General features: G+C 60.7%; 7 protein-coding genes and 1 pseudogene. 4 read left to right on the forward strand and 4 right to left on the reverse strand.

Features of this window, described 5'->3' with window-relative positions:
- Positions 1 to 41: 41 nt before the first annotated feature.
- The 3 genes and pseudogenes from DCC25_RS02265 to DCC25_RS02275 form a co-directional block, all read right to left on the reverse strand.
- Positions 42 to 779, reverse strand: a pseudogene (locus DCC25_RS02265) (3-oxoacyl-ACP synthase III); the annotation flags it as partial.
- 165 nt (positions 780 to 944) lie between these two features.
- Positions 945 to 1,940, reverse strand: a complete 996-nt coding sequence (locus tag DCC25_RS02270) for a M56 family metallopeptidase (RefSeq protein WP_110100464.1) — start codon at positions 1,938 to 1,940, stop codon at positions 945 to 947.
- A 69-nt stretch (positions 1,941 to 2,009) separates the two neighbouring features.
- The gene (locus DCC25_RS02275; RefSeq protein WP_110100465.1) at positions 2,010 to 2,399 is read right to left on the reverse strand and encodes a BlaI/MecI/CopY family transcriptional regulator; all 390 of its coding nucleotides are present in this window, start codon (positions 2,397 to 2,399) and stop codon (positions 2,010 to 2,012) included.
- A gap of 441 nt (positions 2,400 to 2,840) precedes the next feature.
- On the opposite strand from DCC25_RS02275, the gene DCC25_RS02280 reads away from it, so the two are divergent.
- From DCC25_RS02280 to cydC, 3 genes are all read left to right on the forward strand, one after another.
- The gene (locus tag DCC25_RS02280; RefSeq protein ID WP_110100466.1) at positions 2,841 to 4,427 is read left to right on the forward strand and encodes a cytochrome ubiquinol oxidase subunit I; all 1,587 of its coding nucleotides are present in this window, start codon (positions 2,841 to 2,843) and stop codon (positions 4,425 to 4,427) included.
- 37 nt (positions 4,428 to 4,464) lie between these two features.
- Positions 4,465 to 5,484, forward strand: a complete 1,020-nt coding sequence (gene cydB / locus DCC25_RS02285; protein ID WP_110100467.1) for a cytochrome d ubiquinol oxidase subunit II — start codon at positions 4,465 to 4,467, stop codon at positions 5,482 to 5,484.
- Positions 5,485 to 5,546: 62 nt separating this feature from the next.
- The gene (cydC, locus tag DCC25_RS02290) at positions 5,547 to 9,260 is read left to right on the forward strand and encodes a thiol reductant ABC exporter subunit CydC (protein ID WP_110100468.1); all 3,714 of its coding nucleotides are present in this window, start codon (positions 5,547 to 5,549) and stop codon (positions 9,258 to 9,260) included.
- A gap of 18 nt (positions 9,261 to 9,278) precedes the next feature.
- On the opposite strand, the gene DCC25_RS02295 is transcribed toward cydC, so the two are convergent.
- Positions 9,279 to 11,846: a DNA topoisomerase (ATP-hydrolyzing) subunit A gene (locus tag DCC25_RS02295; protein ID WP_110100469.1), complete on the reverse strand. Its 2,568-nt coding sequence runs from the start codon at positions 11,844 to 11,846 to the stop codon at positions 9,279 to 9,281.
- Between the two features lie 55 nt (positions 11,847 to 11,901).
- Here DCC25_RS02295 and DCC25_RS02300 point away from each other — a divergent pair, with 55 nt between their 5' ends.
- Positions 11,902 to 14,652 (forward strand): bifunctional GNAT family N-acetyltransferase/acetate--CoA ligase family protein, encoded by a 2,751-nt coding sequence (locus DCC25_RS02300; protein ID WP_110100470.1) that lies wholly within the window; start codon positions 11,902 to 11,904, stop codon positions 14,650 to 14,652.
- Positions 14,653 to 14,661: the final 9 nt, after the last annotated feature.

Consider the following 14,661-nt stretch of genomic DNA (forward strand, 5'->3'; position numbering starts at 1 on the left):
CAACACTCTTCTTTCTCGAGGGTGTGGACCGGGTGGGGCTATTACCACTGCAGATCGAGCATGGCCACGTTGAGTCCGGAGCCAACACCCATGCACAACACAGAATCGCCGGGGCTCAGCATGTCTTTTTCCCGGGCCAAGGTCACCGGTAGCGCGGCGGGTCCGATATTGCCCAAATCCGGGAACGTGACCGGGATCTTGTCTGGGTCAATCCCGGCGGCCTGAATAATGGCGTTGGTGTGCTGGGAGGAGACCTGGTGGGTGATGTAGCGGTCGGCCTCGGACCACTTCCATGCCGGGTCGGCGTCGTTCCAGGCAGCCATGACCAGGTCGAGACCATTGGCTAGCAGAGCCGCGGAGTCGGTGCTCATGCCCTTATGGTCTCCGGCGCACAAATGGTTGAACTCGGTACCTGCCCGGGTGACGCTGTGCAGGATGCGGTGCCCCTCGGGGTGACGGTCGCTCGGCCCAATAACCGCAGCGGCGGCCCCTGATCCCAGGGTCAGGGTGGCGAATTGGGAGAGGAAGGCATCGCGGTTGGTGGCTTCGTGTACCTTGGAAGCATCTTCTCCGGCAACGACCACCACCTAGTCCACTTGTCCTGAATCAATCATGGTCGCGGCCAACCCCATCCCGTTGACAAATCCCAGGCAGGCGTTGGTGATGTCAAAGTTCATGGCCGAGCTCGGCAGTCCCATTTTGTCGTGAACCACCACGGACACCGCTGGTTCCAGGTGGGTGCGGATGACCGAGGTGTTGATCAAAAGCCCCACCTGGTCTGGGGTAGGGCACGATGACGCGGAGACTTCAGTTTCGCGGAACCAGGTCTGGGGCAATCGCGATGATAGGGTTCGCGACGACCGCTCGCCTAGCCATGTCTTCTTACTCTATCGGTCACGAAGAAGTTGACGGCATTTGGCCTTAATGAAAGCCTGTTAGTTTTCTTACACCCCGCACAGCGTCAGGGCTGCCGGGACAATCAACAGGCAGGCTGCCAGGGTGATGATCAGGGCTTGTTGCCAACCGGGTAGAGGGGGGCGGCTGGAGAGGAGCCGTTTGAGTCGTACCGCGGTTACCGAGGTAGTGCGGTCGGCCGGCTGGTCCGAGGAGAGGGGTTTGGCGATGGTATGTGGGGAGTCGTGGCTGGCAACCATGGCCATAGACCGGATTAAGGTCGCGCGATCGATGCGCGCCAGAGCTGCATCATCGGCAAGCATCTCGGTGAGCGTGGTCACCGCAATCCGTGAGGTCTCGGTGGCGACCAGCCAGGATGCCGCCCGGTGCCAGGCCTCAAACCCCACCCGCAATAGGTCGTGACGCTGACGCAAATGGGCCTTTTCATGTTCGATCACCGCTGACAATTCGGCCTCGGTTAGTCGCTCCATCAATCCCTGAGAGATCACGGTATACGAGCCGGACAGTGCGGGAATGCAGTAGGCCAGCGGGTGCTCGGAGGGGAGCAACAAAGTGGTGACGCCACCGGAATTGCGTTGGTATGGGGTCAGGGTCTCAGAGGCCGTGGGGTCGTGGATGACTTCGGAGAGTAACTGCACCGTCTCGCGGTGGCGACGACGCTCCAGGGTGGTTCGCCATGCGGAGTACACCAGGCTCAGCACCAGATGTACGCCGATGGCGACTGCCAGGGTTCCAGCCACGATCTCTAGCCCACCCCAGCGTGGGTCGAGGTGGAGAGCGAATAAACCGTGGTTGGTGATCGCCTCGAATATTTCTGTCCCGGCAGGGATGAGCCCGGAGCCGAATTTGCGGACTGCATAGAGCAAGGGTGCTGAAATCAGGGCTAGACCGCCACCGAGCCCCACCGCTTGCCATAAAATCATCGCTGCCACGGGAGCGCGAGCAGGCCACTGGGCGCGCCCCAGAAGCACAGGTACGGGCCAGGCCAATAGCACGGCCACGAGGGCGAGAAGAATGGGGGCCATAACAACGTGGGTCGAGAATGCGACGAATGGGCGGACGGCGTTGCGGTTAAGGGACTGAGCCCCTCTAGTTTACTGACTGAGTGATTCGTCGCGAGCATTCAGGATGCTCCGAAGAGTCGCGAGTTCCTCAGAGTTAATGGAGCCCACAAATTGAGCAAGCACCGCTTGACGATCTGGCGCCTGGTTGAGGACCTCGTGCAAAACATCAGCGGTGTGGGCTTCCCGGGTTGCTCGGGCGGTGAAGGTGTGCGGACGCTGTTGCTGGTCCTTATTCACAAAACCTTTTTTCGTCAGCCGGGTCAGCACCGTCAGGATCGTGGTGATCGCCGGAGTATTCTTGGTGGAGCCGGTACGCTGCTCTAATCGCTCGCGTAAGTCATTAGCGGTCATCGGCGCAGAGGAATCCCACAGCAGATTCATGACGGCTTGTTCCAGCTGTCCTAATGAACCAGTGTTCATACTCTGTACTCCTTGGGGCTGACGGTCACGGTAGTAGATTTATTCTACGCATTGTAGAAGTTTCGGTGCACTATGACGACATAGTGGCCTGATGCCATATCCACGACCGTTGCTCTCGGGTGCTTTTCACGGGGCGCGCCTGCTTGATCTGCGTCATACGCTACCGGGGCACCGTGTGTTGACCTCAGTCTAGGCGAATTTTCTACAACGTGTAGAAATCTTTTCTACGCAGCGTAGAAAAGTGGTTATGATGGTGGTAGCTTATCCGGCGATCAAGCGTTGTACGGAGTGAGTCTCACTGCGAGCATCGTGTCGTATCACCGTTTGAGCCTCGAGTTTGAGGCCTTGGCGACAGGGTTTTGACCGAGGTCGACCACAGCCGAACTCGACCCATCTCTTGCATTCGTCGGCGCGTTAGGCGCTCGTGAGGAAGGAATCCTGATGGATCCACTTGAGGTAGCCCGGTGGCAATTCGGTATCACGACCGTTTACCACTTCCTGATGGTTCCATTGACAATCGGCCTCGGTATTGTGCTGGTGTCAATGCAGACCATGTGGCATCGCACCGGTAAAGAACACTATTTACGCATGACGAAGTTCTGGGGCAAGATCTTTTTGATCAACTTCATCATGGGTGTAGCCACCGGTATTGTCCAGGAGTTCCAGTTCGGAATGGCCTGGAGCGAATACTCCCGGTTCGTTGGCGACGTTTTCGGTGCCCCGCTGGCCATGGAAGCTCTGATCGCATTCTTCTTGGAATCGGTCTTCCTCGGTATCTGGATTTTCGGCTGGGGCAGAATTTCCCCTCGTTTGCATTTAGCGACTCTGTGGGCCGCGGTGATTGGTTCGGTGGTGTCGGCCTATTTCATTCTGGCCGCAAACGCCTTCATGCAGCACCCAGTCGGCATTGAATACGCCGATGGTCGAGCTCAGATGATCGATATCTGGGCCGTGCTAACTAACCCCACCTTGTTGGTGCACTTCCCCCATACCATTTTCGGCGCCCTGTCCGTGGCCGGCTCCATGCTTTTCGGTGTGGCCTGGTACCACCTGTGGAAGCGTCGCAAAGACGGTATCGACTCCGTCAACACCAACGGCGAAGTGATCATTGGTGCCACCGGCTCCAAAGCTCGTGACGGTATTGACCATACCGTGTGGCGGACCTCGTTCCGCTGGGGTGGTTGGATCGCCCTGGGTGCCTTCCTAGGCACGGCCTTTACCGGTCACGCTCAAGCTCAAATGATGATCGAACAGCAACCGATGAAAATGGCAGCCGCTGAAGCTGCCTGCCACGACGGGACCGGTTTCTCGGTGCTGACGGTCGGAGATATTTCCAATACCGACGGAGCCACCACCTGTGATGACGTGGTGGGCGTCTTTGAGATTCCGGGCCTGCTGTCCTACCTGGCCTACGGCGACTTCAACACCGACGTCCCCGGTGTGAACACCCTGATCCCGATTTATGAAGAAAACTTCGGTACCCACCTGCCCGACGACCCCATGTACGGTGAACGTGCCGGGTCAGAGATTGAGTACCTGCCGGTCATGGAAGTCACCTACTGGGGCTTCCGGCTGATGATCACCTTTGGTGGTCTGGCGGCCTTGGCAGCCGCTATTGGACTCTTCCTGGGGCGCAAGGGCACCGTGCCGCAAACTCCGTGGCTGATGCACGCCGCCTGGCTGTCGATCCTGGCACCGTTTGGCGCCAACGCGGCCGGTTGGATCTTCACGGAAATGGGGCGTCAACCCTTCACGGTCGCCCCCAACCCCGACCCCACCGGAGTGGATCAGGTCTGGCAGTTTACCGCTGCCGCGGTGTCACCGGGAGTCGACGGGCGTGAGATTTTGTTCTCGCTGATCGTCCTCACTCTGGTTTATGCGGTGTTGCTGGTGGTCGAAGTGGTTCTGTTGGTCCGTTACATCCGCGGTGGTGTGCCGGCAGGTATGCCGGAGCTGACTGCAGATGAAGAAAACGACGGGGATGACCAGAACAAAGATTCCTCTGATGTTCTGTCCTTCGCGTACTAAATGAGAGAACCCAGTAGAGAAAGGTAATCACGCCATCATGGAATTTCTTCCCACCCTGTGGTTCATCCTCATTGCAGTGCTCTGGACCGGATACCTCGTGCTTGAGGGTTTCGACCTCGGTGTCGGAATGCTCATGAAGTTCTGGGCTCGCAACGAGTCCCAACGTCGTGTGTTGCTGAACACGATTGGCCCCGTGTGGGACGGCAACGAAGTGTGGTTGATCACCGCCGGTGGCGCCACCTTCGCGGCTTTCCCAATGTGGTACGCCTCGTTGTTCTCAACCCTCTACATCCCGCTGACCCTGGCCCTGCTGGGGCTCATCTTCCGCGCGGTCGCGATCGAGTATCGGGGCAAAGCCCACACCACACGAGTGCGTAACTTGTGGGATTGGGCACTGTGTCTCGGGTCGTTGACGGCAGCCTTCTGTGTCGGGGCGATGCTGGCCATCACCACCACCGGTCTGCCACTGAATGAGAACGGTGACCGAGTGGGTCACGCCTTCGTCTGGCTGAACTCTTGGGCTGTGATCGGCGGACTGGCCGTGGTTGGTTTCGCCTTGGCTCAGGGATGGGCCTTCCTCGGCCTGAAGACCATGGGCGCTCCACGAGCAGCCGCCAAACGCCACCTGTCCCGGTGGCTGTGGGTCTACCTGTTACCGATGGCCGGCTGGGCTGTCGGTGTCCTGATCCTCTACCCGAAGGTGATGCCGTGGATCCTGCTTGTTGTCGCCGTGGCAGGCATGATTGCCGCACTGGTTTTCGCGGCCCAGGAACGTGAAGGTTGGGCCTTCTTTGGGATGACGGTCTTCGTTGCCGCCGGTGTGGCAGCGATCTTCTGGGCGCTGTACCCCAATGTGTTGCCCTCTACGCTCAACGACGCGTGGAACCTTACCGTCAACAACGCCTCCTCCTCGGATTACACGTTGACCGTGATGGCCGTGGTCGCAGCGATCTTCGTGCCGATCGTTTTGGCGTACAGTAGCTGGAGTTACTGGGTGTTCCGCAAGCGGATCGCCGAAACCCATATCCCTGAATCCAAGGTCGTGACTCCGGTCTGAAACCAGAACTACCAACCTCTGCGACAGGACGCCGTGCTCTGATAGGGCTCGGCGTCCTCGCCGTGGTGAAAGCTCTCGGATGGATCCTGATTGCCATCGGGATCGCCCGAGGCATCTCGCAGCTGGCTGCCTCACTGCCCACCCAGGACGCAGCCCAACTCATTGACCTCTTCTTCAATCCTCCGGCCACCTCACCGGGCATCGTCGAATCACTAGCCCAAGCTGCCTTCACAGCCGAATTCCTCGCTCCCGTGGTGACTGGCTTCGGGGGAGCGGTGTTGCGCGGTGTCGCCGTCTGGGGCCAACAGGTGTTGGCCTCCCGGGCCGCGCTGGGCGAAAAAGAATATTTGCGCGCCCAGCTGGTCACTCATCGGCTCAACGCCGCCGGCGAACACGCCGATCGAGCCGGCGAAGACGCGGTACTGGCCTCCAAAGGTCTCGATGGGTTGGATAAGTACTACACCGAGTTCCTGCCGGCCCTACTTTCCGCCCTGGTCATTCCCGTTCTGCTTGGCGGCTGGATTCTGCTACACGACTGGGTTTCGGCACTCATTTTGGTCATCACTGTGCCCCTGATCCCGGTCTTTATGATCCTGATCGGTCGGTATACCGAATCCCGGGTCGATGACGCCACCGCGGGGCTCAATCGGCTCTCGCATCACTTATTAGAGCTCGCCCGCGGTCTGCCCGTGCTCGTTGGGTTGCGCCGTGCTGGGGTGCAGCGGAAGTCCTTGGCGACGGTGTCAGAAAAATACCAACGCACCACCATGTCCACCCTACGAGCCGCGTTTATGTCCAGCCTGGCTCTGGAACTCATCGCGACCCTGTCGGTGGCGGTGATCGCGGTGTTGATCGGGGTGCGTCTGGTCTACGGGGGACTAGAACTCAACGTGGGCCTGATGGTGCTCACCCTGGCCGCGGAAGTATATTTGCCCTTCCGTGATGTTGGCTCTGCCTTCCACTCTTCCGAAGACGGTGTGGACGCCCTGCGACGCGCTCGCGAACAGATCAACCAGCCCGAAGCCAAAACCCTCGCCGAATCCCTGCGGGCTGAGTCAACCTATGAAACGGGCACTGTCTCCATCGACAACCTCAGCATTGCCTACCGCTCCTTCACCGAAATCACAGCGGAAAAACTCCCCGATATTCGGGCGCTCCACCACGATGACCCACGACGGGCCAAAGTGCTGGCCCACAAGAACCATGCGGGCCCGACCCATCGGATGCAGGTGTTAGACCCGGTGGTCACCGGGTTGAGTTTGAGCTTGGCACCGGGAGAAATCACCGTGTTCGGTTCGGCCTCGGGGACCGGAAAATCTACGGTGCTCAACGCCTTGGCCGGAGTACTCACCGAGGCCGAAGCAGAATTCCGTGGCAGGGTGAGCGGCCTCGATGAGCTCCATGTGGCCTGGTTGGCCCAGCACCCCAATTTCAGTGAACCCACCGTGGCCGAGGAATTGGAGTTCTATGTCCGACTGGACCGCCCTGAGGCCACCGCCGATACCGTCGAGTCCTTGGTGGCTCACGCCTTGGCTACGAGCGGGCTGGTCGACTATCAATCCCGCATCGTCAACGATCTCAGCCCCGGGGAGCGCCGGCGCCTGGGCTTCGCCCGCGTGGTCATCCGGTTACTCGCCGCCGGTGACGACGCCCGTGGCTGGCTACTGATACTGGATGAGCCCACCGCCCACTTGGATCCAGCCTCCGCTGACGCCGTCCGGGAGACGCTGGCCACGCTGAGACAACGACGTCTCCCTAAAGCGACCGATCGCACGCACCACGTCGGCGAGACACCACTGCTTCCACCGATCACGATGGTGGTGGCCTCCCACGATCCCGAAGTGCACCACCTGGCCGACCATTTGGTGGACGGTGCCAGGGTGACGACCGATGCCACGACCGTTCAGACCGTGACACACGCTGCGACCACACCGGTAGCAGATACCGTGTCTGCCGGTGCACGAATCACCGACCAGGCGGAGCATAGCGCTACCACGCCCCAGAGGTCTTCCCCAGACCACCACAGGGCGCACCAGCCACACGACACCGAGAACCACCGGCTCAGCCTGGGACAGTGGATCCGGTTCTTGCCGTTGAACCGCGGAAAATTCCTGGCCGGAGTCTTTTGGTCGGCCGCTGCCGTGCTTTCCGCCGCGCTCCTATCGGCCCTGTCCGGATGGCTCATTGTGCAGGCCTCTTACCAGCCCCCGATCCTCTACTTGCTGGCCATCATTGTCGCGGTGCGTTTCTTCGGCATCGGCCGGGCAGTGTTTCGTTACGCCGAACGCTTGGCGGTCCACGACGCGGTGCTGTCCTGGGCTGATGACTTGCGCCTGAAGATTTGGGACGCTCTAGGCTCCCAAGCGCAACAGTGGACCCGACTGACCCGCACCGGTGGCGCCCTGTCGGTGTTGATCTCCGACGTTGACGAATTGCGCGATGCAGTACCGCGCGTTATCGTCCCCATTCCCGCCGCGGTGATCGCGTGGTTGGCGACGCTGGGGATAACCATGTACTTCGCCCCCGGAGCCTGGTGGCCCGCCCTGGTTGCCGGACTTTTCGGCATCGTCGTCATCCCGGGCTTGGTTGCTCTCAGCGATGCGCGGTCGACGGCGATGCTGGCCGATCACCGCACCCAGGTGATGTCGCAAACCTCCCGACTGTTGACAGCGGCCGCAGATTTGGCCGGCAATGGGGGCGCAACGGTGGCCTCGGAACGCTTTGCCCGCTGGGATCTCCACCACCAGCGCCCCTTGAAACGCCATTCGATGGTTGCCGGCCTTGGCCAGGGGCTATCCTCATTGGTCTCCGGCTGGGCCGCCATCCAGATCATGTGGGAATGCGTCCAACACGGCATCAACGCCCCTCATACCGCGCTGGTGGTGATGATGATGCTCGCCCTCGCCGAGCCCTTCGGACTGTTGAACCAAGGGGTTCAAGAGTTCTCAATTCTCCGCCGGCAACTGCAGAAGATCGGTCCATTACTGGAGACCTCGCAGACCGCCACTGGTGGTTGGGTGCAGGTCGAGGCAGTGCCCACCCCACCGGCGACTGACGACGTGGCTGAACAGAAGCGCGCCCACCATCGCGATGTGGTCGTCAGCGCGGTGGAGGTTGACCAGATTGACGTGGCTTATGCGCCACACGGACCGTTAGTACTGGCAGATTTGAGCTTGCAGGCCACCCGCGGTGACTTTTGTGTGGTTACCGGACCGTCAGGGTCTGGAAAGTCCACGCTGTTGGCGGTACTGCTGGGTTTCTTGCGACCACAATCCGGGCGCATGGTCCTGCATGCCACCCGGCGCACAGACGCCACCGAGTCCGGTACTGACAGCATCATCGGCCCGGAATCTGCCCTGGGCGCGATCGCCTGGTGCCCGCAGGAGGCGTATCTTTTTGACTCCACGCTACGCTCCAACCTGGCTCTGGCCCGCGACCCGGATGACCGACCCGAGGATGCCGAGCTCATCCGTGCCCTGAAAACCGTGGGACTGGCCGACTGGCTCGAGGTGGCCCCGAACGGGCTCGACACTCGACTGGGCCCCTCCGGACATTTTGTCTCCGGCGGTCAACGTCAACGCATCGCTGTCGCCCGGGCTCTCATCGCTCGTGCTGACGTCGTGCTCTTGGATGAACCCACTGCACACCTAGGTGCCGATGAAGCAGCGCACCTCGTAGCGGATCTCAAGAGGGCCTTGGCCGATCGAACCGTGGTGATGGTCACCCACGATTCCCGATTCGCCACCGCTGGAAACCAGGCGGTGACGCTGGGTTAGCCGGTGCGTGGGCAGGGGCTAGAACAATCCTTCCGGTTGCTGGTCGGATGGTTCGGACGGTGCCGACGCGCTGTTTACGGTCACCGGTGAGCTGGCGGTCCCCACGGTCTCTACGGCCGAATCCAATAGCACACCGGAGGCATCCCGGTCACTGTGCTCAGTGGGCAGGTTCCGAGCCGTACCACCGCTGGTACTACCGCGCGGATCGCTTCCGGCCCAGGCGAGTTTCAGCCCGGTCTCGCCACGTAGCATCCGGTGAGCGCGCACGCCCCTGGTCGCCCGGCCTTTGGCCGGGAACTGACTGAGCAGGCTACGCTTAGCTGACCCCACCGCGCCTAACAGGTCTTCCTCTGCCTCGGTGACGGTCACCACCTCCGCCTGCTCGGTTGCGACAGCCGGTATGACGCCCAGGGCAATGACCTCATCCTCCTCGGAGAGCTTGATGCCGGCCACCCCACCGGCGTGGCGCCCTTGAGGGCGCACCTTGCTGGCTTCAAACCGCAAGAGCTGTGCTTGGGCGGTGATTAACACGATCGTGTCGTCGTCACGGTCGGCCACGGCGACTGCCACCACCTGATCGTTGGTCTTTAGGCTAATGGCATCAAATTCGTCCTGGTTCAACGGCCACTCATCCCGCACCCGCTTGATGACACCCTGGCGGGTCGCCAGTGCCAGCACCTTATTGAGTGGCACCAGGCCGACGAGGTCTTCTCGGTCCGGTAAGGGAAGGAACTGCGAGACCTTCACCGCATCGGTCATTGTCGGCGATTCGGTAGGTTGACTGAGCACCGGTACATCGACCGTATTGAATCGAATAATCCGCCCCGTGGAGGTCACCGCGCCCACTTCGCCGCGGGCGGTGGTCGCGACCACCGACTGGAAGACATCATGGCGTTTCCGTCGCCCGGCGGCCACGAGCGGGGTTCGATCCACAGTGCGCACCAGCTGACCAGAGGTCGACAAAATTACCCAGCACGGGTCATCGGCGATCATCATCGCCGAGGCAGCTTTCTCCGGGGACTTCTTCGCCTGGGCGGTCGAGGGGACCGGCGCCAATTCCTCGGACTTCAGCAAGGTTGTGCGGCGCGGGTCGGAGAAACTCTCTGCGATCTGCCCCAGCTCGTCCGAGACAGTTTCGCGGAGCTTGTCATCAGAAGCCAGAATCGCTTCCAGTTCGGCGATCGCTGCCGTAAGCTCTGCCTGTTCAGATTCGAGTTCGATCCGGGAGAACTTTGTCAGCTGTCGTAGTCGCAACTGCAGAATATGGTCGGCTTGTACCTCGGTGAGGTCAAAGACCATCATTAGTCGTGACCGGGCCGTTGCAGCGTCATCGCAGGAGCGGATGATCTCAATAACCTCGTCAATATCGACGAGTGCCAACAGTAGTCCCTGGACCAAATGCAGCCGGTCCCGGCGTTTGCCTAACCGGTATTCGGTGCGCCGACGCACCACGGTGAGTCGGTGGTGTACATAGACGTGAAGCAGTTCTTTTAGTCCCAGCGTGCGCGGCTGGCCATCGACGAGGGCCACGTTATTGATCCCGAAGGATTCCTCCAACGGAGTGTGCTTATACAGCTGAGCCAACACTGCCTGCGGATTGAACCCGGACTTCAGCTCAATGACCATCCGTAGCCCGTGATGCCGGTCGGTGAGATCCACCACGTCGGCCACGCCGGTGACTTTTTTGTTATTGACCGCGTCCTTGACCTTATCGATCACCTTTTCCGGCCCCACCCCGTAGGGGAGGGCGGTGATCACCAAACCGGTCCGGCGAGCACTGACCTGCTCCACGGTGATGCTGGCCCGCATCTTGAACGAGCCACGGCCGGTTTCATAGGCCTCTTTAATGCCCTCCAGCCCCACGATCTTGCCACCCGAGGGCAGGTCCGGGCCGGGCACAAACTTCATCAACGCGGCGGTATCGGCCTCAGGGTGGGCCAGCAGGTGTTGGGCGGCAGCAATAACCTCACCTAAGTGGTGGGGTGGCATATTGGTGGCCATCCCCACCGCAATACCGGAGGCGCCGTTGACCAACAGGTTCGGAAAGGCCGCTGGCAACACCGAGGGCTGGAAGATCTGATTATCGTAGTTGGGCTCAAACTCTACGGTGTCTTCACCAATATCGGCGGTCATCGCCACCGCGGCCCGGGTCATCTTCGCCTCGGTGTACCGAGAGGCCGCTGGACCGTCATCGACCGAGCCGAAGTTCCCGTGACCATCCACCAGTGGCAGGCGCATATTAAAGTCCTGAGCCAACCGCACCATTGCGTCATAAATGGCCCCATCACCGTGCGGGTGGAGCTTACCCATCACTTCGCCCACCACGCGCGCCGATTTCACGTGCCCTTTCTCTGGGGTCAGCCCCATCTGGCTCATCATGTACAGGATGCGACGTTGCACCGGTTTTAGTCCGTCCCGGGCATCGGGCAGGGCGCGAGAATAAATAACCGAATAGGCATATTCCAAAAAGGACTGTTCCATCTCGGCAGACACATCGATATCGATGATCTTCTGTTCCTGGTCCGGCACGGTTTGGGGCGCCAGCTTGCTGTCAGCGGTGGAACGCGGTGTCGACTTTTTCGCCATGGTCCTCTTCGGTCTATACTTTCGCTGATATCGGTCCAGAGTCTAAGCTGAGTCTATGGGAGAGCTCACCACAGACCGTGCATATCCAGCTCATTGGGAAGCAGATGTCGTACTCGCCGATGGTGCCACTGCCCGGATGCGCCCGGTGTCACCTCATGATGCGCAGGCGCTACAACAGATGCACCAGCATCAGTCCCAGGACTCTATCTACTTTCGCTATTTTACGTATAAGTCCTCGCTGTCAGCCAAAGAGCTCGAGCGTTTTACCGTCGTGGACTATCGCGACCGGGTCGCGTTCGTGATCTTGCACGGCGACGAACTGCTTGGCATTGGCCGATATGATCGCTTGCCCAACTCCTACGACGCCGAGGTTGCCTTCAATATCGCCGACCGGCACTCCGGTCGCGGACTGGCCTCGATTCTGATGGAACACCTGGCCGAAGCCGCCCGCGAGAACGGGATCCGGCGTTTCGTGGCCGACGTGTTGCCCGAGAACCAGAAGATGCTCTCCGTCTTCCAGGCCGCCGGCTTCGATATCAAACGCTCTTTTGAAGACGGTGTCATTGTTGTGGAATTTCCGCTGGACGAGACCGCCAAAACGCGTGCGGTCATGGAATCGCGCGAACACCGCGCCGAAGCCAAGTCCTTGGGTGAGTTGCTACGGGCCGAATCCATTGCGGTGATCGGTGCCTCGCGGGACTGGGGGTCGGTCGGTTACGCGCTGATGGAAAATATCATTGAAGGCAAGTTCACCGGACCGGTCTACGGCATCAACCCCGAAGCACTCGAGCTGGCCGGGATGATCTCGTTGGGGTCCATCGCTGAGGCTCCCGGCGATGTGGACGTCGCGGTGATCGCGGTGCCGGATCACCAGCTTGATAAGGTCATTCGTGACTGTGCGGCCAAAGGTGTGCGCGGTCTGGTGGTGGTCTCCGATCTGAGTGCCCAGGACACTTCGGCCATAGACCGCCAGCGCCAGCTGGTCTCCTTGGCTCGTTCCTACGGGATGCGTCTGATCGGGCCCGCCTCGGCCGGAATTATTTCCACCGACCCCGAGGTTTCGCTCAACGCCTCGGTGGCTGCGGCGATGCCCAAACGTGGCTCCATCGGACTGTTCTCCCAATCGGCTGCGCTCAGCGCTAATCTCTACACCGAATCCAGCCGACGTGGCATCGGGGTCTCCTCGGTGATTTCGGCCGGGAACCGTGCCGATGTGTCCGGTAACGATGCGATGCAATACTTCGAAGACGATCCCTACACCTCAGCGGTGGGTATTTATCTGGAATCCTTCGGTAATCCGCGGAAGTTCTCCCGTATCGGACGGCGTCTCTCGCGGAAGAAACCGGTGGTGTTGGCCAGTTCACCGGCCATGGGACGCCGGTTGCCTCCCGGTCACTCCACCCGTACCACCCAGGCTCCGCTGGGCACCGTGGAATCGATGCTGGACCAGGCCGGGGTGATTCAGACCAACTCCACCGCCCACATGATGGACGTCCTCCAGGTGCTGGCCTGTCAGCCGGTCCCTGGTGGCGACCGGCTCGGCGTGATCGGCAATGCGGTTGCTATTAACGAGCTAGTTGCCGAATCGGCCGAAATGCAGGGTCTGAAGGTTACTCGCCGGGACGCGGTGTCGGGACTGCCTGAAGACCATACCGTCGAGCAGGCTTTCGGTGCCTTCTCCGAGGCCATTGAACAGGCCGTGGAATCGCAACAGGTCGATACCGTACTGGTCTGCGTGCAGTCAGCCATGACTCAGTTGCCTGGCGATGCCCGAGAATTGGCCAATCAACTCGGTGAGATCGCTGCCGACACTGAGGTTACTGTGCTGGCCTGCTTTACCGCGGTGCTGGACCAGGCCTTTACCCCGACCGGCGTTTTCGGTGCGGGCACCTACCGGGAACGCACCGAAGCTGAAGCCGCGGAAGAAATCACACTGTCGGCCCAGCACGGACTACCGGTCTTCAGTACTCCGGAAAGCGCGCTGAAAGTCATTGCCCAGCTGACTCGCTACCAGGCTTGGCGGGACGCCGATCAGGGCAAAGAACTCGAATACTCTGATCTTGATCGGCACCGTGCCGTTGATCTGGTCACCGAATGGGCCCAAGAAGCCGTCGGCACCGACCTGCTGGCTCTGGATCAGCACCAAACCGCCGAGCTGTTGGCGTGCTACGGGATCTCGGTGTTGGAATCCCGGGGATTTAGTACCGCAGACGAAGCTGTGGCCGCTGCTGAAGAACTTGGCTTCCCGGTCGCCCTAAAAGCCGTGGACGCCAATCTGCGCCACCGCTTGGATCTTGGCGGGGTGCGCCTGAATATTGTCGATGCTGAATCACTGCGAGGCAATGTCGCCCAAATGCGTGAGGTGCTCACCCGCTACGGTAGCCCTGAACTCGAGGTGCAATCGATGGCACCGGCCGGTCAAGGTTGCACGGTGGTGGCCGTGGAAGACCCGCTGTTGGGACCGGTGGTGTCCTTCGGGATCTCCGGTGACGCCGTAGAACTCCTCCACGACTGGGTGCATATGGTGCCACCGCTAACCAGCGCAGATCTGGAACGGATGGTGCGCACCCCGCGGGCGGCCGCCAAACTCTTTGGCTACGGTGGGCTTCGTCCGGCCGATATTCACGGGGTGAAAGAAGTACTCGGACGGCTGTCGATCTTGGCCCATGACTTACCCCAGGTGGTGCGGGTGCGGTTCTCGCCACTATTGGCCTCCGAAGACAACGTCAGCGTGCTCCAAGCAGAAGTCCAGCTGGCCAACGCAGCTCGCCGGACCGACTCAGCCCGCCGGGCCTTGAGCGGATGATGAGATATC

The organism is Auritidibacter sp. NML120636 (genome assembly GCF_003185945.1).
Classification (GTDB): Bacteria; Actinomycetota; Actinomycetes; order Actinomycetales; family Micrococcaceae; genus Auritidibacter; species Auritidibacter ignavus.